Origin of the sequence: Clostridium facile, assembly GCF_014297275.1 — a bacterium.
Lineage (GTDB): Bacteria > Bacillota > Clostridia > Oscillospirales > Ruminococcaceae > Massilioclostridium > Massilioclostridium facile.
Genome location: NZ_JACOQK010000001.1, coordinates 2,158,155 through 2,182,157 on the forward strand (window position 1 = coordinate 2,158,155; position 24,003 = coordinate 2,182,157).

Sequence of the window (24,003 nt, forward strand, 5' to 3'; positions counted from 1 at the left end):
CGTTTAACCATGATAACCTCTTAATTTTATCAGAAGTAGAGAAAAAGTTTTACACGAGAATTACTTTAGAACATTGCTAGTTTACATGGAAAAATCAAGCAATAGATTCGCCCTTTTATTATTTATTATTTTTTATTTATTTTCATGTAATAGGAATGGTCTCAAAGCCACTAGTAAACTAGTGGTTTGCTCAGATCCCAGACAGGTTAGTACTTGCTAACCCACGGAAGGGATATTGAAGGGCTACCATCACAACGTTTGTTCCGCTACTGGTAACCAGTTTGGTCTATCTTTCCATACCCTTATGTAAAAATAAAACTGTATGCAAAAACCCCCGAATTTCTTTTCCGAAATCTTCCATTCCATTTTCAACCATAAGGCATTCTACATCTGCAAAAGTTTCTTACTCTGCCAATGCTTTTTTACCCCTGATTCTATCAGGGGTTTTGTTAAGCCTATGGGCAGCAATAAAGAATCCCCAGGAAAAATTTCCTGGGGATTCTTAATAGAGAAAGAGAAAAGGATGTCTTTAAAATAAAATTAGATTTTATTTTTTCTTACGGGTAATCAGGATTGCTGCACCTGCTACTGCCAATACTGCGATGCCTGCAATTGGGGCAATGTCCCCTGTTTTTGCTGCGTTCGTCTTTGTTGTTGTGCTTTCCTGTCCCGTTTGGGTAGCATTGTTGTCGGTAGTTGGTGTTTCAGTTTCTGTTCCTTCTACTGCTACTAAACTATCCATTGCAGTCTGCACAGATTGTACTGCTACGTCTACTTCTTCCTGGGTTGCGTTTTCATTTGCTAATACTGCATCCGCATCTTTTAATGCCGCTTCCAGTACTGCGTAGCTTTCTGCTGTGTATGCGTTCGCATCTATCTGATTTGCTTTTGCTACTACTTCTTCCAGGATAGATTTATCTGCTTTGTATCTCAGGTTCAACATTGCGTTTAACAGGTTATCTGCTACTTCATTGATTTCCGCCTGCATTGCGTCTCCGTCTTTGTATACGCTCTGAGCTGCTTCCAATGCTGCGGTGAATTCCGCTTGACCTGCTTCTACATATTTGCTCAGGTCGATTCCTTCTGCTGCTGCGATCAAGCTTGCTAATTCTGTTTTATCGCCTGCTACAAATCCTAATTTATGGATTTCATTTAGCAAGGTTTTCCATGCTGCATCCACTTCTTCCTGGGTTGCTGCATCATTTTCTGTTACTGCTTTCGCATTTGTCAACGCTTCATCAAAGGATTTTTGTACACTTTCAATGGCGTTATCATATTCACCGCTTGCTTTCGCTGCATCTGCGTATTCGATAACAAAATTTAAGATACCTTTATCTGCTGTTTCTGTTTCATCTGCTACATAGCCATCTGCAATGCTTGCTACCAATTTACCATCTTGCAGTGCAAAGTTGTAGCCGCCCGCTTCTACTGTAAATTTCGCTACAGTGGTTTCGTTGTTAATTGTCATACCTTCATAGGTAACGCCTGCAATATTTTCAAATTCTGCAACTGCCTCTTCACTTACTGGTAAATATAAGGTTGCTGTTGTATTTGCTGGTACTACTGCTTCATAAGAAGTCATTGTACCATTATCCGCTGTCCATCCACTGTAAATTTCACCATAGTTGGATTCAAAGGAACCATTTGCATACGTAAAGCTTCCACCTACTGTTGGTTGCAGGATAAATTCCTGATAACCTGGATTTGCGTCATCGCCTGTAATCCCCAATTGGTAACCCATCATCCATTCGGAGATTGCACCTAAGGAGAAATGGTTAAAGGAGTTCATTGAGTTGTTTCCACCAAAACCGTTTTCTACGGTATAGGAGTTCCAGCGTTCCCATACAGAGGTTGCGCCCTGGGTTACTGGATACAACCAGGAAGCATAATCGGTGGATTCAAACAATTTATAAGCATCATCAATATAACCATTTTGGGTTAATGCTGGAACTAAATTTGGAGTACCAGAGAATCCAGAGGTAATCGTATAAGGCTTGATATTTCCATTATCATCTACAAAAGATTGGTCCGGATTTTTAACAGTATTAAGATAGTTTTCGGCCGCTTTTTCTTTATTTGCTTCATTAAATACATTGTAAACCAGTGCGGTTGCATAGGAAGCTTCTGTATCCTGAATTTTTCCATTTGGAGTTTTTGTTTTACCGGTTTCTGGATCAACATAAATTCTATTCCAAGCCTCTTTTGCCGCATCGTAACGAGTACGCAGTTCGGCAGCCATATCGGTTCTTCCAACAACTTCTGCCATCTGGGAAGCAACATCCATTAAATAAATGTATACGCCGTTATTAATTAACGCAGCATCTGTGGATACACGGGAGAGCCAGTCTGCCAAGAAACCAGTTTTGCTGGTTAAGGATGGTTCTGTTACTTGTTCGCCATCCTCATTGGTGTATGTCATATCATTATTGTCAAGATAATTCAAATATTTGTAGATTGCATCAATATTATCTTCAATAATGGATGGATTTCCATATTGACGATACATTTGCCATGGAACCAATGTTAAAGCCGCATCCCAGGAAACACCATTAAAGCCACCTGGATTTCCTGTACCAACTTCACTGGAAGTATCTTCTAAGTCATAGGAACCAAATGCTGGAGCATATACTGGCAGGTCACCAGCCTCGCCCTGTTCTGCACGTAAAGAATTTAACCATTGACGATAGAAGTTGTATACATCTGCATTATAGCTTGCCGCACGGGAGAATACCTGAGCGTCGCCAGTCCATCCCATTCTTTCGTTTCTCTGTGGACAGTCAGTTGGTAGAGATAAGAAGTTACTTGTCTGGGAGTTTTGAACGTTTTTAAACAACCTATTGCTTAAAGCGTTGGAGCTATCATAAGTGGCAGTGGTATCTACAGAGGAGATGATTAACGTTTTAATGCAGTCTGCTGGTAACTCTTTCTTTAATCCTGTAATTTCTAGATAGCGGTACCCATGGAAGGTAAAATGAGGTTCAATTACATTTTCGCCAGCTTTTGCAGTGTAGAAATCAGTAGACATTGCGGCACGGTAGTTTTCTGTCATCAGTAGGCCGTCAATATCCGCGCTTGTATATTCTTCTAGGTTATCTGGATAAAGGATTTCCGCGTAACGGATAGTTACTTCCTGTCCTTCTTCTACATATCCTTCTGGAATTGTAATTTGTGGAACACCAATTACGTTTTCACCCATATCGTAGATGTAGGAACCAGAACCTGGACGGGACTCCCCTAAAGCTTCCTGCACAGGAATTTCGTTTACAATACCTGCTGGTTCGTCATAACGGGTAACCATATCAAAATCATCGAATTGCGCACGGAATGGAATCACTTCAGCATCTCTCCACTGAGAATCATCATAGCCAGCTTCATCCCATCCTTCAATGGCGGCTTCTTTGGTAGCGTCATAGCGTTCCCCTTGGAAGAAGGAACCATATTCTACTGGACCATCCCCATAATAATCCCAAGTTGCATCATCGGTTACAATGGTCTCAGTGGAACCATCCGCATAGGTTACTTCCAGTTTTGCCATCAAAGCTTGTTTATCGCCATAGTAGTTGTAATTGCTGGCAGTAAAGGACATATAACCACTCCACCAGCCTTCCCCTAATTTTGCACCGATTGCATTTTCGCCTTGTTTGAGCATATCGGTTACATCATAGGTATGGTAGGCCATTTCTTCTCGGTATTCGGTGTTTCCTGGATTAAACCAGTCATCGCCCATTCTTTCGCCGTTGATATACATTTCATAAATACCAGCTGCGGTAACATACATTCTGGCAGAAGCAATTTCTTTGTCTGCGTTAAATTCTGTACGCAACATTGGGGCGGAACCATAGGATGGGTCAGCGTATGCTAGAACATCCGCATCCTTTTTTCCAACAGTAATGGTGTTGTCATCGTTAACCGTAACACCATCCAACCCTTTAAAGATATCATAGGTTGCACCTGTTGTAGCGTCAAACAGCATTCCAGTGCTATATGGACCTGGATTACGGATTTCAAAATTACTGTAAGTAGCGGTTTCACCAGCTGGAACCGCAAAGCCAACAGAATTTACATTTGGGAAACTGTTGTAGTTCCCGCCTGCTCCTAATGGGTTAAGTTGACGTCCATTATCCACTACAGTACCATTAATCGTACAGGTTACCTTACTGCTTTCCTGAGAAGCAGTATCCACAGAAATTGTGATTGGTTGGTGTGCGTTCTCCGCATTGATTACTTTACTGATATCAATTGTAATATCGGGGACAGAAGGATCATTTTCTACTTCCTGAGCTTCCATCTTCTGTGTTGGACCACCCCAGCCATCTTCCATGACAGGGTCTCCATTTTCGTCAAATACAGGAAGCATTGCTGGCATGCCAACCACATAAATATTTAATTTGGCTGCGTTTGGATCAGTGATATCAATTTCATATTTGAAATAATTTTCTCCACCATCCCGCCAGATATTAAAATATTCGTTATTTAGACGAAAATCATTTGCGCCTAAAATTAAGGATGCTTTGGTATTTCCTTCTGGAATGGTAATGGTAGTACCTAAATCAAAATAACAGGCAGAAGTTGCATCAAATGTCAATTCATCTGCACCAATCCACTCTGCTCCTCCCCATGCATCCTGGGAAGTGCTCATCAGCCCTGTTTCAAAAATGGCAGGATCAGATGTATAGGTTTTTCCATTTTCATCTGTTACAGTTACCGTCCAGGTATACGTAGATTTTGTATCCAGAGCATCACCAGCATATTTGATAAAGGTGGATTTCGAATCTTTTACAATACCAGAATCCCAAACTACAGCACCTTTTTTATCTTTTACTACAATATGATAGGATTCCTGTTTTGCTCCAATTACATTAGAATCCATCTGCCAGCTGAATTCTGGCACAGTATCATCAATCCCCAATGGGTTAACCAAACCATCGGTTTTCATGTTTACAATTGTGGTTGATACATCAGGTGCAGCAGAAGCAAATAAGGTTGCTGGAACCATAGTTGTTGCCATCGCTGCCGCTACCACAAAAGCAGCAATTTTCATTTTTGTTTTCTTCATAAATTTCCCTCCATTTTTATTTTTTGTGATTTCCGTTTCACAACACCTCTAGTTTACCATATATAAAAGTGGAAAATACAGGTTCATTTTCTCTACAAACAGGCTGTTTTTCGTAAAATTTCTATCACTTTAAAATATTTATTAGCAAGATTGACAAATCAGAACCAACTTGTTATGATAAAATTACCAAGAAAGGGAGAAGAGTATATGGAAAAAACAATCCGTCAACAGATTGATGCTATTATTCAAAATATACGGGAACATCCAGTACATATGACAAATATGATCCATCGTATGCAGCGGTTAAGGGAAAAAATCCAAGCTGGAGAACTTGCTCCTCCAGCCCAGTTTAGATTTGATGAACGGGCTTTTTTGGATGAAAATGAGGAAATTACCGTTTATCTTGATTTTATCTCCCCTATCTTTCCATCCAAAGAGGGGGATTCGTTTGAAAATCGGTATCAACTTGCAAAAAAATTTCTGCATCAGCACAATTTTTTTGAGCTGTACTATGTTTATTCCGGAGAATGCTGTTGCTTCATCAATCAGAAAGAGTACCGTCTAAAGCCTGGCTCCATCTGTGTTTTAAATACTCAGCAATCCCATAGCGTTCTATTGGTGGATGAAACCACTAATTTAATTAATATTTTAGTAAAACGCTCTACTTTTACCGATAAAATCTTATCCATGTTGGATAGCAACGATATGTTTTACCAGTTTTTTACCCGCTCCTTATATGATCCCAGTCCTATCCCTGATTTTATCAAGTTTGACGTAACAAATAACAGCCACATTGAGTTTTATTTATTGCGCCTATTACAGGAATATATGGAAAAACAAAGGCTGAACCAATCCATGATGTGTTATATGCTTTGTTCCATTATGGTAGAACTATCCCGCCAATATGAAAAACAGCTTAAATCCGCAAAACAAAAGGAAAGCCTACAAATTTTTGATGTACTAGCATATATCAACAGCCATTTTTTAACAGTTACCTTAAAAGAATTGTCGGAACAGTTCCATTATTCCCAAAATTATATTTCACAATTTATTTTAAAACAGACTGGAAAAAAATTTAGTGAAACCGTCAACCATTTAAAATTGAGGAAAGCGCAAGAACTTCTTTGCAACAGTGATTTGGATATCGAAACCATTGCCGCCAACCTGGGATACAGCGACCGAAATGGCTTTGAAAAAGCATTTAAAAAAGCTTTTCAAATTACCCCAAAGCAATATGCTTCTTGGAAAAAAGATAATATGGCTATTCCATCTATGAAACAAGAAAATGGAAAAATATCTTTACCTTAAAAAATAGGAGACATATTTATGTCTCCTATTTTTCATTTTTCTATTGTGCTAAAATTCCTAGTTAGTAATAGCTGGATTGCAGTTTTAATCTGGAAATATTTGATGATAGGTTTTCCAGTCAGCCCAGACAGATTCTTTTTTGTAATATCTTTCCATCGCTCGATTGGACCATGGATAATCAATCTTCTGTGTTAAATCTCCATAATAAAGCAAATAGGGGCGTTTAGTATAGGGGGTAAGTTTTGCCTGTCGGATAGCGGGGTCCTCTAACAATTCTAACCTATTTTGATATTCCTGGTCATAGCTGGCCGCTTCCCCACTTACCAGAGAATAGGTCGCTTCCAAGCTGATCAGCCCATGAAAATCCGCAGAGTCATCTTTCACCATACGGATGCCGCATCCAGCAACTACTATTAAGGTGCAGAAAGCAATCATATAAGGTTTGGATTTTCGAAAACCCTTTCTCATTCCACATTGGTTTTCCCTATGTGTTGCGCAATAGTGGTTTATTTTTCTGCGGAGCCATCCACACCAATAAAACAATTGCGCAGCCCATAATAACCAAAACGAAAAATAGATAATATTGAGGATACGCCCTTCCCCATAGCTTCCCATACCGTATAGTGCTGGAGAAAATTGCGCGCAATACAGACAAAAAATTCCTACACTAACCAGCAACGGATAACGAAAATGGTAGGTCGTTTTTCCAGCCATCTTCCAAAACACCAGTGCCATTGCAATGGAGACTCCCCAAAAGAGGGGCTCACTCCATTCCCGAATAAAATAACTACCATAATAAAAGGAGTCTAAAATCGTCATTAAAATGGATTGTTTCTCATAGCTTTGAGCACGTACGAGATTCCCTGGAGCAATGATGCTAACGACAAAAGCCCCTGCTAACACTACAAGCGCAACAAAAATAAACCAGCGCCCAGGTAATTTGCGATAGATATGAACCGCAAGCCATATAAATAACAACAATACACTTAACAAAGCTGTTATATAATTTCCTCCTCCAATCAAAACGCAAAAGACAAGGATGATACCCTTTCGCAAGAAAGAAGGATGTTTCAAGTGTTCCTGTAAAATCCAGCCCCATAACAATAAACTCAAAGAATAAAAGAAGGTATAATAAACCGCACCGTTATACCAGTAAATTCCTTGAACCGGTGAAGGCATTGTCTGAATCGAAATCCCCATAATCAAGACTGACAACAAACACCACTGTGCTTTAGATGCCTTTAACAGATCCACACACAAAACCTTTCCAAAGAAAAAAGTACTTATCACATAAATACCCAGCATAATATACGGAGTGATCCAATAAAAAGATTCACCCCATACAGCAGGCTGGAAAGAAAATAGAAACACTGCGGCAAAGCTCCTCTGCCATTCCTGATAAACTTGGGCTGTCTGTTCTACCGCAACTCTTACTGTATCAAATATAGAGCCTCCTGCCTGGATTGTATGATGGATTTGTGCCCCAAACACAAAATCGTCAATTGCTGGATGGTCAAAAAATGCCAGTATCAACAATGGCGCTAAAGAAATAATAAAAATAACAGATAAAATCCGATTGACCTGTTTTAATGTAATCCGGTCTAAAACCGGATTCAGCTGTATTCCTTTTTTCATCTTCATTTCCTGTCTTTTATAAACGGATAAAGTAAATGTCCAATTTTTTAATAAAGCATTAGGATATGTATACTTTTTCAAGCTTAGCTTTAATATGCTGTTGAATATTAATTATGACCCGATATGGGTCTTTTTTTGTCTGTTTCCTTATGAATGAAAAAGTATGAAAAACCAGAATAAGATCACAACATCCGTCTGGTTTTGGATAAAATGAAACGGTCTATTAAATTTACACCTGACGCCCCAACGCCTCTTAACACCACTCCGAGCAATTGCGTCATTGCGATATTAAGTCATTCAGATAAAATTTAATAGACCGTTTGTTATGGTGAGCCACCGGAGATTCGAACTCCGGACCCTTTGATTAAAAGTCAAATGCTCTGCCAACTGAGCTAGTGGCTCTCACTCTTATAAAAAGCACTTGGTGTTTGAAGTTGTCTCTCATCAAAGTGCTTATTTATTATAACAGCCCTACAACGTTTTGTCAACACTTTTTTCGAAAAAAATTCAAAAAATTTTTTTCTTCCTGTTTTATGGTTATTTTACCCCAATTTTATCCCAAAATTCTGCGGTTTCACAGCAGGGATTCTTATTGTCATCCTGTTTGTGGTTGTGGTATAATATCCTTACTATAAAAATGATTGTATATTCAGTATAACCAGATTTCTATTATTCTATGCGTTTTTGATTGGGATGGTGTGTTTACGCCGATAAAGCTACTATAATAGAAACAACCTGATAAAATTTTGAACCATTTAGAAGGAAGTGTTAATTTGTCAACCAAACGTGAGAACATTCGTAACTTTTCGATTATTGCACATATTGACCATGGAAAATCCACCCTGGCGGACCGTATTCTGGAAAAAACCAGCGCAGTAGCGTTGCGGGATATGGAATCTCAGCTATTGGATAACATGGAAATTGAACGAGAACGTGGAATTACCATCAAAGCCCGCGCGGTAAAGCTAAACTACCAGGCAAAAGACGGACAAACCTATGAATTTAACCTGATTGACACACCGGGGCATGTGGACTTTAATTATGAGGTATCCCGTTCCTTAGCGGCATGTGAAGGCGCTGTATTGGTGGTGGACGCTTCACAAGGGATTGAAGCGCAAACATTGGCAAATACCTATTTGGCAATTGACCATGACCTGGAAATTTTGCCAGTCATCAATAAAATTGACCTTCCATCCGCTGACCCAGACCGTGTCTGTCACGAGGTGGAGGATATTATTGGAATCCCAGCGCTGGACGCACCACGTATTTCCGCCAAAAACGGCATTAATATTGAGGAAGTGCTGGAACGGATTGTAACCGATATCCCAGCGCCAACCGGAGATGAAACAAAACCACTACAGGCGTTGATTTTTGACTCTTATTATGATAGCTACCGTGGTGTTATTGTTTATGTCAGAATCAAGGAAGGGACGGTAAAACCGGGGCAGACCATCCGAATGATGGCAACCGGCGCGGAATTCACCGTAGTAGAAGTGGGTTATATGGGCGCTGTAAACCTTGTTCCAACCGAAGGGCTGGTTGCCGGGGAAGTTGGATATATTGCCGCATCCATTAAAAGCATCCGGGATACCAAGGTGGGGGATACCGTCACCACGGTGGACAACCCTGCTACTGAACCATTGCCGGGCTATCGCCAGGTAAATTCCATGGTGTTCTCTGGGATTTATCCTGTGGATGGTGCAAAATATGAGGATTTGCGGGAAGCACTGGAAAAACTCCAATTAAACGATGCTTCTTTGACGTTTGAACCGGAAACTTCAATTGCGCTGGGGTTCGGGTTCCGTTGCGGCTTCCTTGGCTTGCTGCACATGGAAATTATTCAGGAACGGATTGAACGGGAATATAATTTGGATATCATTACTACGGCCCCATCCGTAATTTATCGAATTACTTTGACCAATGGGGAAGTACAGTACATTGACAACCCAACCAATTACCCTGACCCAGGAATTATTTCATTGGCAGAAGAACCAATGGTGAAGGCTTCTATTTTAACACCAACCGATTTTGTAGGCAATGTAATGGAATTGTGTCAGGATCGCCGTGGCGTCTTTAAGGACATGAAATATTTAGAGGAAACCCGTGCGGAATTGCATTATGAACTGCCATTGAATGAGATTGTTTACGACTTTTTTGACGCGCTGAAATCCAGAACCAGAGGTTACGCTTCTTTTGACTATGAGATGATGGGTTACGCCCCATCCCAGTTGGTAAAACTGGATATCCTATTAAATGGAGACATTGTGGATGCCCTTTCCTTTATTGTGCATAAGGATAAAGCCTATCCAAGGGCACGCAGAATTGCGGAAAAATTAAAGGAACAAATTCCACGCCAATTGTTTGAGGTGCCAATCCAGGCAGCGGTAGGCGGAAAAATTATTGCCCGGGAAACCGTAAAAGCGATGCGAAAAGACGTACTGGCAAAATGTTATGGCGGGGATATTACCCGTAAACGGAAACTGCTGGAGAAACAAAAAGAAGGCAAAAAACGTATGCGCCAGTTGGGCAGCGTAGAAGTCCCACAGGAAGCATTTATGGCAGTGCTCAAATTAGATGAATAAGATTGGCTTATATGTACATGTACCGTTTTGCAATGGAAAATGCCCTTACTGCGATTTTTATTCCACGGCAGCCTCTGAAACGTTGAAGCAGGAATATGTCCAAGCCATTTTGACCGAACTGGAACGGGCGGACCATACCAAGCAGGCGGATACCTTGTATTTTGGTGGGGGAACCCCAACATTACTGTATCCGGAACAACTGGTGCAGATTGTGGCACAGGCGAAACGCTTTTATCAATTGGAGGATTCCAGTGAAATTACTTTGGAAGCGAATCCGAATACTGTTTCTTTGTCCCAATTAACGCAATTGAGAAAAGGCGGGTTCAACCGGATTTCATTTGGGATGCAATCCGCAGTACCGAGGGAATTGGAAACTTTGGGACGGAAACATTCTCCAGAACAGGTGAAGCGGGCGGTGAAGATGGCAAAACAGGCAGGATTTGAAAATATCTCGGTTGATTTAATGTTGGGAGTTCCATACCAAACGGTTTCCAGCATAGAACAGTCATTCGATTTTATCAATCAGTTAAACATTCAACATGTTTCTGCTTATTTGTTGAAAATCGAGCCAGGAACTCGTTATTTTGGCGCGGAATGTTTAAAGTTTTGTCCAGATGAGGACCAAACAGCGGATATTTACTTGAAAACAGTGGAAAGTCTCTTTAATATGGGGTTTGAACAATATGAGATTTCCAACTTTGCGAAACCAGGCAAGCAAAGCCGGCATAATCTGAAATACTGGGAATGTGGGGAATACATCGGATTTGGTCCTGCCGCCCATTCCTTTTATCAGGGAATCCGCTATGGGCATAGTAGGGATATCCAGTCTTATTTGAAACTGGGGATTCAAGAACGGGAATTTTCCCAACCCGGTGGGGATTGGGAAGATTATATTATGTTGGGAATGCGCCTAAAAAAAGGGATTGACTTGGTACAGGCAAAAGAGAAATATCCAGTTGAATCCAGCCAACTAGCTAAAAAGATAGAGCCATTCCAAAAAGCAGGTTTTATCGTACAGGAGGATTCCCGTATTCATTTTACTCCAACAGGTTTTTTGGTATCCAACAGTATCCTTGCAACACTGATATAGTTTGTAAACTATAGTGATTAACGTAGTACAGGTGTATGTTAGCTTATCTAGAACCCGGATAAATGAAATCTGTTTTTATCGAATAGATGAATTGGTTATTATGGTTTTTCTATCTACCCTAGGCAAAACGGTTTATTTTGCCCTATAAACAGGAACCATAAAATAAATAGGGGGCTTCCTTGTAAGAAGCCTCCTATTTATTTTGCTCGTCTTTCTGTTTCTCTTTTTTGGGGTGCATAAAAAAGTTTTTGTAGCTTAAATAACCTAAACTAATAAAAAGAAATAACCCACAAAGTGCCGCAATTAATGCATAACCATATTTCCAATGTAATTCTGGCATATTTATAAAATTCATTCCATACCATCCAACAACTAAACTCAATGGCATAAAAATAGCCGATATAATGGTCAATACCAACATGGTACGGTTTTGTTTTTCGTTCTGTTTAGCCTGGTGTAACTGCCATAGTTCCATAGAATATTCCTGCAGCATCTTTGCTTCACTAGCTAGACGCTCTACACGCTCCACAAATAATTGAAAAATATATCGGTCCTGTTCCTCAAAATACTCATTTTCATCTTCCGCTAATTTTCTTCCTACATCAGCCAGTTGTTTGTAATATCGGTAAAGACAAAACGCTTTTTTTCGTATCTGTACCGAATATGGAATATCACCTGCTTTTTCCCCTTCCTCTTCTTCGATTTCTTCTTCCTGCTGTAAAAGTTTTGTTTCAAGTTGTTCCATAAAGATTAAGTCTCTATCAATTAACAAATTTAACAGGTCATATAGGAATTTTCCCATCTTAATGGGACGTCCATAATGTGTTAGTGGAATTTGTAATATCAGATGATCTATAAAATTTGTGTGGTCTAAAATAATAATCTGATCTTTTTGAATACAAAAAGAAGCTGAGTTATAGTGATCCTGATACATTTTTACTGGAATACCCAAGGTTCCAATAATGATTTCTGGGTACACCTCTGCTTTGCAAAATTTAACAATTTTTCGGCTATCCTGCAATTTCCAAAACAGTTTATCCAGTTCTGGGTAAGTAGGAGTACAGGTAGCTGGTATCCCTGTCCAAGTAACCATTTTATCGGTATTAGAAGGATATGTTTTAATGTTAAGCCCTTTTTCTCCTTTTGTAATTCTAAAATACATATAAGCCCTCCTTTTCTATCAAACACTCCATTTTTTACCATTATAACATAGATTTTAAGAAAAATCTCCAGATTTCGTATATTTTACAAAAAATAGTCAAAATAGATGGATTTCGGAAACAATTTACAACTAGTTCTTGTATGAAAAAGCAAACAAGAACTAGTTTATCATTTTACATTTGGGTTTTTTCTGTTTTACTTATATTTTACATAACTGTGATTTTACACTTTACATAGCTTTTATATACTGTAAAACGTAATCTAATGATAAAGGAGAAACAAACAATGAAAACAATAAAGAAAATTCTTGCCGCTTTATTAGCTGGCGTTATGGCAGTAAGTTTAACCGCATGTGGAGGCAATGGAAATAGTAGTTCTAATGCATCTACAGGATCTTCTACATCAACTTCTGGTAATGTTGATTTAGGTGGAGCTAAAATTACAATGTCCGGTTCTACTTCTATGGAAAAATTCTGTTCCGCATTAACCGAATCTTTCAACGCAGATTGCAACGCAGCCGCAACCGCTGAGTATACAGGTTCCGGCGCTGGTATCGAAGCAGTAACCAATGGTACCGTTGATATCGGTAACGCTTCCAGAGCATTAAAAGACGATGAAAAATCTGCAGGAATTGTTGAAAATATTGTAGCGATTGATGGCATTGCAGTAGTAGTTGATACTGCGAACACAGTAACAAATTTAACAAAAGACCAATTGATTAGTATTTATAAAGGTGATGTTACGAACTGGAGTGAATTAGGCGGAAATGACCAAGCGATTGTTGTAATTGGACGTGAATCCGGCTCTGGTACCCGTAGCGCATTTGAAGAATTGCTTGAAATTGAAGACGCATGCAAATATGCACAAGAAGTTGATTCCACTGGTGGTGTTATGGCAAAAGTAGCTTCTACTCCAGGCGCAATTGGTTATGTTTCTTTAGATGTTTTGGATGATACTGTAACCTGTGTAAATTTGGAAGGTGTAGAAGCAACAGAAGAAAATATTAAATCCGGTGATTATTTCTTAAGCCGTCCATTTGTAATGGCAACAAAAGGTGAAATTTCTGAACAAAGCGAAGCTGTTCAAGAACTGTTTAAATATATTGAATCTGACAAGGGTCAGGAAATCATTCAAAAAGTTGGACTGATTGTTCCAGATAAACAATAAAAAAGAAAAAATCTTACATACTATTCGATATCCTCAAGATTTTAAAATTCTTGGGGATATCGTCATGAAATTTATGTGTGGTCAAGAAAAAGGAGGCGTGTAATATCATGAAACCCCATGGTGGAGTAAAAAAACCTATTTCCATTATTGGAAGCCACAAAACAAAGTCCGCCATTGAGCTTACAGCTAATGTTATCTTTTTTATATGTGCAGTTGTTGCGATTCTTGCGGTTCTTGCAATTACAGTTTATATGATTTATTCAGGGGCTCCTGCATTATTTAAAGTTGGGATTTTAGATATTTTATTTGGAACAGAATGGGCTCCTACAGCTACAGATCCTAAGTTTGGTATATTGTATATTATTTTAACCTCTATTATAGCTACTACATTAGCTATTTTAATTGGTGTACCAATTGCGTTAATGACAGCTATATTCTTATCAGAGATTTCGAATAAAAAATTAGCGCATATTGTAAAGCCAGCAGTTGAGCTATTGGCGGGCATTCCTTCTGTTGTGTATGGCTTATTGGGTATTTTAATGATAAACCCCGTTATATATAAATTGGAACAATTTATTTTTAAAAATGATCCAGACCATCAATTTACAGGTGGAGCTAATTTATTATCAGCTGTAATTGTGTTAGCTATTATGATTTTGCCTACTGTTATCAATATTAGTGAAAGCTCATTACGCGCAGTACCACAACAATATAGAAATTCTTCTTTAGCGCTAGGTGCAAGTAAAATTCAAACTATTTTTAAAGTAACAGTACCAGCAGCAAAATCCGGTATTATTACTGGTGTTGTTCTCGGTATTGGACGAGCTCTTGGGGAAGCAATGGCAATTGTTCTGGTATGTGGAAACTCAGTAAATCTTCCATTACCATTTAATTCAGTTCGAACATTAACAACCGCCATTGTCTCTGAGATGGGTTATGCTGGTGGTTTGCACCGTGAAGTATTGTTTACAATCGGTTTGGTATTATTTGCATTTATTATGATAATTAATATTATACTGAGTGCTATCCTGAAAAAGGGAGGCAGTAAAGATGACAACTAGCGTAAGTATTTATGATAAAAAACGGCGTCCAGGTGATATTATTTTACTTGTTTTAATCTACGCCTGTGCATTTTTAGCAGTATTATTATTGGTTGGGATTATTGGTTATGTGATATACCGTGGGCTTCCATCAATAAATTGGGATTTTATTTCTAAGGCACAAAGTGCATTAGAAGGTACATTTGGCATATTGCCTAATATTATTAATACGATATATATTATAGTAATTACCTTAGTCATTGCAACACCAATTGGTATTGGCTCTGCCATTTATTTAAACGAATATGCAAAGGGCGGAAAGTTAGTAAGACTAATTGAATTTACGACAGAGACGTTATCTGGGATTCCCTCCATTATTTTTGGCTTATTCGGTATGGTGTTTTTCGGAAACGTGTTAGGGCTCGGTTTTTCTATTTTGTGCGGCGCCTTGACATTGACTATTATGATATTACCAATTATTACAAGAACAACACAGGAAGCCTTAAAAACCGTTCCAGAAAGCTATCGTAGTGGTGCTCTGGGCATTGGGGCGACAAAATGGTATATGATTCGCACTATTATCCTCCCCAGTGCGATTCCAGGTATTATAACCGGGGTTATTTTGTCTATTGGTAGAATTGTAGGGGAATCCGCAGCCCTTTTGTTTACAGCGGGAAGCGGTTATTTAATGGTACATAATTGGCTTACACATCCTCTTTCACCGGGTGGCACTTTAACAATCCAAATGTATTTGAGTATGACAAAGGCAAAATATGATGATGCATTTGGTATTGCGTTTGTACTGATTATTATCGTTCTAGCCATTAATCTATTGACAAAAGTTTTAAGCCGTAAACTTGATGTAAATAAAGAAAAATAACAAGTTGGAGGACAGTATGGAAAAAGAACAAGTTACAATCCATGTGGAAAATTTAAATTTACATTATGGAACAAACCATGCGTTAAAAAATGTAAATATGGATATTTTTAAAAATAAGATTACCGCTTTTATCGGACCATCTGGATGCGGGAAATCCACTTTTTTAAAAACGTTAAATAGAATGAATGATTTGGTTCCAAACGTAAAAATAGAGGGAAAAGTGTTGCTGGATGGGGAAGATATTTATTCCCCAAAAGTAGACACTACCTTGTTGAGAAAAAAGGTTGGGATGGTTTTCCAGCAGCCAAATCCTTTTCCCATGAGCGTTTACGATAATATTGCATATGGACCGAGAATCCATGGAATTCGTTCTCGAGTTAAGCTGGATGAAATCGTAGAAAAAAGTTTACGGGATGCCGCAATTTTTGATGAAGTCAAGGATCGGCTAAAAAAATCCGCGTTAGGGCTTTCTGGTGGGCAACAACAGCGCCTCTGTATTGCTAGAGCGCTGGCTGTAGAACCAGAAGTTTTATTAATGGATGAACCTACCTCAGCATTGGATCCAATCTCTACCTCCAAGATTGAAGAGTTAATGGGCAGCTTAAAAGAGAAATATACAGTTGCTATTGTTACCCACAATATGCAGCAAGCAACCCGTATTTCTGATTATACAGCATTTTTCTTGGTAGGTGAAATGGTAGAATACAATGATACTGAGCAGATGTTCTCTATGCCACAGGATAAACGCACAGAAGACTATATTACAGGGAGGTTTGGATAATCATGCGGTCAAAGTTTGATAGCCAATTAGAAGAATTACATGTAAAACTAATTACAATGGGTAGTTTGTGTGAGGAGGCTATTTCGATCTCTGCAAAACTGCTTCAAAATAATGATGAGGAGCAAAAACAAAAGGTTTGCTCTTTGGAACGTGAAATTGACCACATGGAACGGGATATTGAATCTCTCTGTATGAGAATGATTTTACAACAGCAGCCAGTAGCAAGGGATTTACGCTCGGTATCCGCAGCGTTAAAAATGATATCGGATATGGAACGTATTGGCGACCAAGCTGCTGATATTTCCGAACTGGCTCCGTATATTGCGGATAATATGGTGCAAAGTAAAGTCCATATTGGAGAAATGGCTGTAGCTACTGTATCTATGGTGACCGATAGTGTAGAAGCTTTTGTAAAGCAGGATTTGGATTTGGCACATCAGGTAGAAAAAAATGATGATAAAGTAGACCAAATGTTTGATAGTGTAAAAGAAGAACTGATTGGTTTAATCCGTCAGGATACAGTAGACGCAGGGGTTGCATTGGACCTTTTAATGGTAGCAAAATACTTTGAACGCATTGGTGACCATGCAGTAAATTTAGCTGAGTGTGTAGAATACTCTGTCTTGGGTTTTCATAAAAAGTAATTTATGTTACAATAAAAGGCGGAAAAGAGGCGATAACAATTGATTTACTGTTTAGAAGACGATGAAAGCATCCGCGAACTAGTTACCTATACCTTAAATACTCAGGGCCTAGAAGCCCAAGGGTTTTCCAAACCCAGTGAATTTTGGGAGGCGATGCAGAAAAGTATTCCGGATTTAATCTTGCTGGATATTATGTTGCCAGAAGAAGATGGGTTTAGCATCCTAAAAAAAATCCGCACTTCATCCATGACAAAACGGCTTCCGGTAATTATGCTTACCGCAAAGGGAAGCGAATATGATACCGTTCGTGGACTGGATAGCGGTGCGGATGACTATATTCCAAAGCCATTCCGTATGATGGAACTGCTTTCCCGTATCCGCGCTACCCTACGCCGCGCTGGCGATGAAGAGGCTGCCATAGAGGAATATCAAATTGAGAATTTATATGTTTGCCCATCTCGCCATATTGTGACTGTGGATGGAAATAACATCACATTAACGCTAAAAGAGTTTGAGTTGCTTTGCCTGTTATTGGCGGAACGAGGTACAGTGCTTACTCGATCCCAGCTGTTGGATCGCATTTGGGGTTATGAGTTTGACGGGGAGAGCCGTACGATTGACGTCCATATCCGTACGTTACGGCAAAAATTAGGCGAAGCTGGTAGCCTAATTAAAACAGTGCGGGGGATAGGCTATAAAATAGAGGATGCGGACAAATGACAAAACGGATTTTTCGCTCTATTTTATTGGTTTCCATTGCTTCCTGTTTTGTAGGCCTTGCCTTTGTTATTGGAATTTTATATCAATATTTTGACAACCAACTAATGCGGGAACTAGAAAATTCGGCCTATTATCTTTCCATTGCCGTAGAACATGAAGGGATTTCGGCTCTAGATGACCTTCCAGAGGGAAAGGAGCGGATTACCATTATAGGTACGGATGGTACCGTACTATATGATACCTCTTCCAATCCAGCAACCATGGAAAACCACAATACCAGAGAAGAAGTGCAAGAAGCACGAGAAAATGGATCAGGAAAAGCTGTTCGGCAATCCAATACCTTAGGCCATAAAAATATCTATTATGCTTTAAAACTCTCCAACGGCCAGATTTTACGTGTATCCAGCACACAATATAATGTGGCTACCTTGCTGCTCAATCTAATCCAACCAATTTTATGGATATTCGCCTTGATTGTATTACTGGCAACCATTTTCTCTTTCCGTGCATCTAAAAAAATTGTGGAACCATTAAATAAGCTGGACTTGAATAATCCAGACATCAATGAACCCTATGAAGAAATTGCCCCATTGTTAACGAAAATCAGCCGTCAAAAACGAACCATACGCAGTCAACTATCCAAAGCCAAACGTCAACAGGAAGAATTCTCCTTGATTACTAATCATATGGAAGAAGGGCTGCTGGTAATTGACAAACAGACAGAACTTCTTTCTTATAACAACAGCGCGTTGCAGTTGCTAGGGGCAAAAGAAACCAAACCACAGGGCAGCATCTTTATTTTAAACCGCAGTGAACCGTTCCGCCAAGTGGTGAACAAAGCACTGTCTGGGGAACGGACAGAAGCTGTTTTGCAGATAAACGATTTGTTTTATCGGTTGACTGGGAACCCTGTTTTCCATCATGACGAAATAGAGGGGGCTGTTCTTCTTCTAATTGATATTACCGAGAAAATGCAGAGGGAACAGTTGCGGAATGAGTTTACCGCAAATATTTCCCATGAATTAAAAACTCCACTGACTTCTATTTCAGGGTTTGCGGAAATCATTCAAAATGGCCTTGTGTTACCAGAGGATATCCCAAAATTTGCAGAACGGATTTTTACAGAATCACAACGTTTAATCACATTGGTAAGTGATATTATAAAAATTTCTCAGTTGGATGAAAGTGTTCTACCATACGAAAAAGAAACGGTGGACCTTTACAAAACAGCAAAAGAAATTTTAGACCGTCTTACTCCAGCGGCAGAAAAAATGGATGTACGGCTTTGTATCGAACAAAGTTCCGCTACATTAGAGATTGTAAAGCCAATTTTTGAAGAAGTAATTTATAACCTTTGCGACAACGCTATTAAATATAATAATCGGGGTGGATCTGTACAGGTTATCATTCAACAAACAGATGAGATAACAAGTATTGCGGTAAAGGATACTGGTATTGGAATTCCGGTATCCGACCAGCAGCGTATTTTTGAACGGTTTTACCGTGTGGATAAAAGCCATTCCAAAGAAATTGGGGGAACGGGATTGGGCTTGTCCATTGTAAAACACGGCGCCTCCTATTTGGGCGCGGATGTTAAGGTGACCAGTACAATGGGAAAAGGAACCACATTTACCCTGATATGGACCCATATATAATATTTATATTACAATCAACCTTTATTTTTATATTTCATTGTTTCAATTCTCTAACTATTTTCCACAAAAAGGCCTGATGCATGCATCAGGCCTTTTTGCAATAAAAATAACTTTGGTTCTATAAACAATAAAATGGATCATGTAGGGAAATATAAAACAAACACAGAAAATTTCAAAATAATATAGTATGGTATGAGAATTATGTGGTATTTTATTGGTTTATTATAAGATATTCTTACAAACAGCGGGCAAGTTTGAGCTTGCTTTAGAAATGAACTTGCCCGTAGAATATCTGGCAATATCCTCAACTCATCCTATTCTATACAGCAAAAAAGATGCCGCTACAGTTCAGATGTAGCGGCTATCTTTTTCACCGATCAACAATAGGATCAATCGCCTATCCAATCATGCCCCACACAAACAGACCAACTGTGTTCCTTTGGAATCAATCTGTTTCCTGTATTGCATTGGCAGTAAAAATTTGTTATAATTTGTCGTAAGACATTACCTGTAAAACGGTAGGCGGTTGAATCTTGCCCCAAAAATGGGGTGTTGCCCATGGAATATCTGGTTATGTTCGCAATATTGTTATTGCTGATTGATCGTATTCTACATAGCAATAAAAAAAGATAACCGCCCTATTGCTATCCAGTGGTTATCTTTTTAAATGAATAAGAACTGGGGCAAACCGTCTATCCGGTAATGCCTTTTCTAACTTTATTATAACCAGTTTATTGGCAGTTGTCAATTATTTGTATGAAAAACAATAGAAAGAGAAAGAAGAAAATGGCGTCCAAAAAAATAAGAGAGAAAAAGTTAAAGCAAAAACAGAAATACCAGGCGTTGCGCCCAGTACATGACCAGAAAAAGAAATGCGATAGCCTTTTTTCCACACTGCGCTTTATCAAACGCATTGAATTAATCGGAATCATCGTTATCATTGCATGGTGTTGCTCTATTCTATCCAGTTCAACCTATTTTCGCCCTTACCAAACGGATACAATCACGGTAAAAGAAACAAAAATTTATTCCAAGATTGGCGGTTTTAAAACTTATGTAATTTTTACTGAAAATGATTCTTATGCAATTTCAAGTGGAAACAGCAAAAAGGTGAACCGTGAATTGTTTTTACATGAAATTACTCCCGGAGCAACGGTTAAAGTGGAATATCGGGAAACCGGAATCTTTTTGCTGAAATCAAAAACTTTATCTACTCTACAAAAAGGGAACACCATTCTATTTCAGGTAGAAAAAATATCGAATGAATTTTCTTCTATCCTAAAACGAATCTTTATTTTTGATGGTATCATTGCAATCATTTTAATCCTGATACTGATTTTCCCTTATCGGAAAACTAAAATAAAATACAAACAAGAATATCGAAAATATCTTACCTTACAAAAGGAATATGAAAGCAGTTTATCCAACATTCTGATGGGGCAACCTGAAAAATAACGCCTGTGGACAGCAGGCGTTTTCTTTTTTTGCCGAAAAATTAGAAAAAATATCCTTTTACTCATTCGTTCATACAGATTCTATGGATTAACATATCTGTATTGCAACCCAAATTTTGATTATACTAAGGATAAGCAAATGAGAACCAATAGATAAGGATTAGGCAATATGATTGATAAAAGGATTGGCAAGCGCATCAAGGAGCGCAGGGAAGAACTTGGGTTAACCCAGGAACAGTTTGCGGAAAAGGTGGGTTTAACCACAAATTATATTTCAACGGTGGAACGGGGTGCATCCTTTCCAAGATGTGAAAAATTAATCAAAATTCTGAACGGACTGGAAACCTCTGCTGACGCTATTTTCTGTGATGTTCTTATTCACTCAACCAATTATAAAACTTCGCAATTATCGGAAGAATTAAGTCATTTGCCTATGGAAGACCAGCAACGGATCTTGAATATTGTGGAACTGATGATTAAAGAAGCGAAAAACAAATAAATAATTTTAACCTATGTTTTGAACATAGGTTTTTTATTTTTTGTCATATACATTAAAAAATTTTTGTGTTATACTATGTATTAACATATTATTCTAATTCTTTAATACATAGTAAACGGAGAGTTCACATGGAACAAATTATAAAATGTTGTTTTACCGGGCACCGTCCACAAAAATTTTCGTTTGGCTTTAACGAGCATGACCCCAGATGTAACAACCTGAAAAAGGTATTGCGGGAACGCATTGAGTATTTGATTACCCAACAGAACGTAACATACTTTATTACCGGCATGGCATTGGGGGTGGATTTGTTTGCCGCTGAAATTGTGCTGCAACTAAAACAAAACTACCCTCACATTCAACTGGAGTGTGCCATCCCCTGTGAATCCCAATCGAAACGCTGGTCAAAATCATTGCAAAATCGGTATGAAATGATTTTATCCCAATGCGATACACAAACTGTGTTGCAAAAATACTACACCTCCAATTGCATGCTAAAAAGAAACCAGTATATGGTTGACCACGCTGACATCATCCTAGCAATCTGGAATGGCACCCCAGGAGGGACAGAAAAAACCATCCAGTATGCCAAACAACAAAATAAACGGGTATGGCTCACCCTTTTTTACGATTAATTTGTCAAAATTTGTTGAATTCATTTCTGAATTGGTTTATAATGTAAATATCTACTAAACTATTCCAAGGAGATGAAAAAATGGATCTAAATGGCGCAAAAGGGATTTTAAAAAGCTTAGCGGATGGTGTGGACCCCCTAACTGGCGAAGTATTACCAGAGGACCACATATGCAACCAACCAGAAATAATACGGGCAATTTATATGGTTTTAATGGAATTATCTCGTGGAAAACAGCATCGTGAAAAACCAGAAAATGATGGTGCTCCATGGTCAGAAGAAGAAGAGCAACTACTTTGCGATATGTTCGACCAAAACCGAACAACAAAAGAAATTTGCGACTATTTCAAACGGACAAATGGCGCAATAGCGGCGAGGTTAGTAAGGTTAGGAAAGATTTCTGATCGGGCAGAATTCAGAAATAATAACAAACCGTCCTTTTAGATGGCGCTTTGAAATCTGAAAATCTAGGATAATCATCTAAGTTAATAGCTTGAATAGATTCTATAGGGCTCTATAATTGACGGGTACGTGGAATATTTTTGTATCACTTTGTTGTGTTATCTATAAATACACAATATTTCCTTTTATGTTTCGCTTCTACGATTCCCTTTGATAAGGATTTACTTCATTGGCTGCTTTCCCAACTAATCAATGATAATAAATAAGACTTGAATCAGAGCAATCTGGTTCAAGCCTTATTATTTATACTGAATGTTTTATTCAATTGGTGTACCATCGCTTGTAAACAATGGGAGCTTTTCCAGGAAAATAATATCGTCACGGTCAGCGGAATCCCCTTCCGCCAACACGGTGGCTCTTCCTACAATTTTCCCTTCTGCGGAGTTCACCAAGTGTTCTAGTGTCCGCAAAGATTCTCCGGTACTAATCACGTCATCCACGATCAAAACCCGTTTACCCTTCATCTTTTCGGCGTCCTGTCCATCTAAATACAAAGTCTGTTCATTCGCCGTTGTAATGGATTTTACCGTTTCATGAATGGGCGCCCGCATATATAGTTTCACCGATTTACGGGCAAGCAAATAGGGGATGCCGGACTGGCGGGACATTTCATATGCCAGTGGGATTCCTTTGGATTCCGCAGTCACAATGTAATCTGCTTCCGGACATTTTTTCAATAATTCTTCCGCACAGGCTATTGTCAGTTCCACATCAGAGAACATAATAAACCCTGCAATGGACAATTTATCATTTAACGGGCAAATAGAGAGCTGGCGCTGTAAGCCCGCTACCGTTAAAGAATAATACTCGTTTGCCATATAAAATCCTCCAATTCAATGGAATCCCGACAAATAATGCTACTTGTCGGGAATTCAAACTTATTCTTATGCCAATCAGCCTGGAGGCCAAGACATATCCCTGCCACCAAGAACATGGAAATGCAGATGTGGAACAGACTGGCCGCCCTGTACGCCACAGTTGTTGACAATGCGGTAGCCATCCGCCAGTTTTAACGTGCTCACTAGATTTGCAATCACCTCAAAAATATGGGCGATAATCTGGGAGTTTTCCGGTGTAATTTCACTTGCACAAGCAATATGTTCTTTTGGAATCACCAAAAAATGAACTGGAGCCTGAGGGTCAACATCATAAAACGCCAACACCTGGTCATCCTCATACAGCTTTTTGGATGGAATTTCACCTGCAACAATTTTACAGAATAAACAATCCATAAG

The 24,003-nt window shown here is 38.9% G+C and carries 19 protein-coding genes and 1 tRNA gene; 14 read left to right on the plus strand and 6 right to left on the minus strand.

Annotation, left to right across the window (positions count from 1 at the left end; translation table 11 throughout):
• Positions 1-547 precede the first annotated feature (547 nt).
• A complete protein-coding gene (locus tag H8Z77_RS08955; protein ID WP_186996800.1) occupies positions 548-5,056 on the minus strand; it encodes a family 78 glycoside hydrolase catalytic domain in 4,509 nt (1,502 codons plus the stop codon).
• A 207-nt stretch (positions 5,057-5,263) separates the two neighbouring features.
• Between H8Z77_RS08955 and H8Z77_RS08960 the strand changes: the two genes are divergently transcribed.
• Positions 5,264-6,364 (plus strand): AraC family transcriptional regulator, encoded by a 1,101-nt coding sequence (locus H8Z77_RS08960; protein WP_186996801.1) that lies wholly within the window; start codon positions 5,264-5,266, stop codon positions 6,362-6,364.
• An 84-nt stretch (positions 6,365-6,448) separates the two neighbouring features.
• Here H8Z77_RS08960 and H8Z77_RS08965 read toward each other — a convergent pair whose 3' ends face one another.
• Together H8Z77_RS08965 and H8Z77_RS08970 are read right to left on the minus strand one after the other, a co-directional pair.
• Positions 6,449-7,999, minus strand: a complete 1,551-nt coding sequence (locus tag H8Z77_RS08965) for a hypothetical protein (protein ID WP_186996802.1) — start codon at positions 7,997-7,999, stop codon at positions 6,449-6,451.
• Positions 8,000-8,325: 326 nt separating this feature from the next.
• Positions 8,326-8,401, minus strand: a tRNA-Lys gene (locus H8Z77_RS08970).
• 371 nt (positions 8,402-8,772) lie between these two features.
• On the opposite strand from H8Z77_RS08970, the gene lepA reads away from it, so the two are divergent.
• Positions 8,773-10,581 (plus strand): translation elongation factor 4, encoded by a 1,809-nt coding sequence (gene lepA, locus H8Z77_RS08975; protein ID WP_069987556.1) that lies wholly within the window; start codon positions 8,773-8,775, stop codon positions 10,579-10,581.
• Entirely contained in the window at positions 10,574-11,671 is a 1,098-nt protein-coding gene (gene hemW / locus H8Z77_RS08980) for a radical SAM family heme chaperone HemW (RefSeq protein WP_186996803.1), read from the plus strand. The genes lepA and hemW overlap by 8 nt, the downstream gene beginning before the upstream one ends.
• A 193-nt stretch (positions 11,672-11,864) precedes the next feature.
• Here the strand turns inward: hemW and H8Z77_RS08985 are convergent, their stop codons facing one another.
• A complete protein-coding gene (locus H8Z77_RS08985) occupies positions 11,865-12,833 on the minus strand; it encodes a magnesium transporter CorA family protein (protein ID WP_069987554.1) in 969 nt (322 codons plus the stop codon).
• 284 nt (positions 12,834-13,117) lie between these two features.
• On the opposite strand from H8Z77_RS08985, the gene H8Z77_RS08990 reads away from it, so the two are divergent.
• From H8Z77_RS08990 to H8Z77_RS09040, 11 genes are all read left to right on the plus strand, one after another.
• The gene (locus tag H8Z77_RS08990) at positions 13,118-13,999 is read left to right on the plus strand and encodes a phosphate ABC transporter substrate-binding protein (RefSeq protein WP_186996804.1); all 882 of its coding nucleotides are present in this window, start codon (positions 13,118-13,120) and stop codon (positions 13,997-13,999) included.
• Positions 14,000-14,106: 107 nt separating this feature from the next.
• On the plus strand, positions 14,107-15,060 hold the full coding sequence (gene pstC, locus H8Z77_RS08995; protein WP_186996805.1) for a phosphate ABC transporter permease subunit PstC: 954 nt from the start codon (positions 14,107-14,109) through the stop codon (positions 15,058-15,060).
• Positions 15,050-15,919 carry a phosphate ABC transporter permease PstA gene (pstA, locus tag H8Z77_RS09000; RefSeq protein ID WP_069987551.1) on the plus strand — a complete coding sequence of 290 codons (870 nt, stop codon included), beginning with the start codon at positions 15,050-15,052 and terminating at the stop codon, positions 15,917-15,919. Before pstC ends, pstA begins: the two co-directional genes overlap by 11 nt.
• 16 nt (positions 15,920-15,935) lie before the next feature.
• The gene (gene pstB / locus H8Z77_RS09005) at positions 15,936-16,700 is read left to right on the plus strand and encodes a phosphate ABC transporter ATP-binding protein PstB (protein ID WP_186996806.1); all 765 of its coding nucleotides are present in this window, start codon (positions 15,936-15,938) and stop codon (positions 16,698-16,700) included.
• A 2-nt stretch (positions 16,701-16,702) separates the two neighbouring features.
• The gene (phoU, locus tag H8Z77_RS09010) at positions 16,703-17,344 is read left to right on the plus strand and encodes a phosphate signaling complex protein PhoU (RefSeq protein WP_069987549.1); all 642 of its coding nucleotides are present in this window, start codon (positions 16,703-16,705) and stop codon (positions 17,342-17,344) included.
• Positions 17,345-17,383: 39 nt separating this feature from the next.
• On the plus strand, positions 17,384-18,064 hold the full coding sequence (locus H8Z77_RS09015) for a response regulator transcription factor (RefSeq protein WP_186996807.1): 681 nt from the start codon (positions 17,384-17,386) through the stop codon (positions 18,062-18,064).
• Positions 18,061-19,719 carry a sensor histidine kinase gene (locus H8Z77_RS09020; protein WP_186996808.1) on the plus strand — a complete coding sequence of 553 codons (1,659 nt, stop codon included), beginning with the start codon at positions 18,061-18,063 and terminating at the stop codon, positions 19,717-19,719. Before H8Z77_RS09015 ends, H8Z77_RS09020 begins: the two co-directional genes overlap by 4 nt.
• 786 nt (positions 19,720-20,505) lie before the next feature.
• Positions 20,506-21,174: a hypothetical protein gene (locus tag H8Z77_RS09025; protein WP_186996809.1), complete on the plus strand. Its 669-nt coding sequence runs from the start codon at positions 20,506-20,508 to the stop codon at positions 21,172-21,174.
• Positions 21,175-21,342: 168 nt separating this feature from the next.
• Complete coding sequence (locus H8Z77_RS09030; protein ID WP_186996810.1) at positions 21,343-21,672, plus strand: helix-turn-helix domain-containing protein; 330 nt, start codon at positions 21,343-21,345, stop codon at positions 21,670-21,672.
• Between the two features lie 128 nt (positions 21,673-21,800).
• Positions 21,801-22,307, plus strand: coding sequence for an SLOG family protein (locus tag H8Z77_RS09035; protein ID WP_186996811.1), 507 nt, complete (start codon positions 21,801-21,803; stop codon positions 22,305-22,307).
• 80 nt (positions 22,308-22,387) lie between these two features.
• Entirely contained in the window at positions 22,388-22,750 is a 363-nt protein-coding gene (locus H8Z77_RS09040; protein WP_186996812.1) for a hypothetical protein, read from the plus strand.
• Between the two features lie 275 nt (positions 22,751-23,025).
• Here the strand turns inward: H8Z77_RS09040 and H8Z77_RS09045 are convergent, their stop codons facing one another.
• Positions 23,026-23,586, minus strand: a complete 561-nt coding sequence (locus tag H8Z77_RS09045) for a phosphoribosyltransferase family protein (RefSeq protein ID WP_186996813.1) — start codon at positions 23,584-23,586, stop codon at positions 23,026-23,028.
• Between the two features lie 75 nt (positions 23,587-23,661).
• A complete protein-coding gene (locus H8Z77_RS09050) occupies positions 23,662-24,000 on the minus strand; it encodes a histidine triad nucleotide-binding protein (protein WP_069987541.1) in 339 nt (112 codons plus the stop codon).
• Positions 24,001-24,003 lie beyond the last annotated feature (3 nt).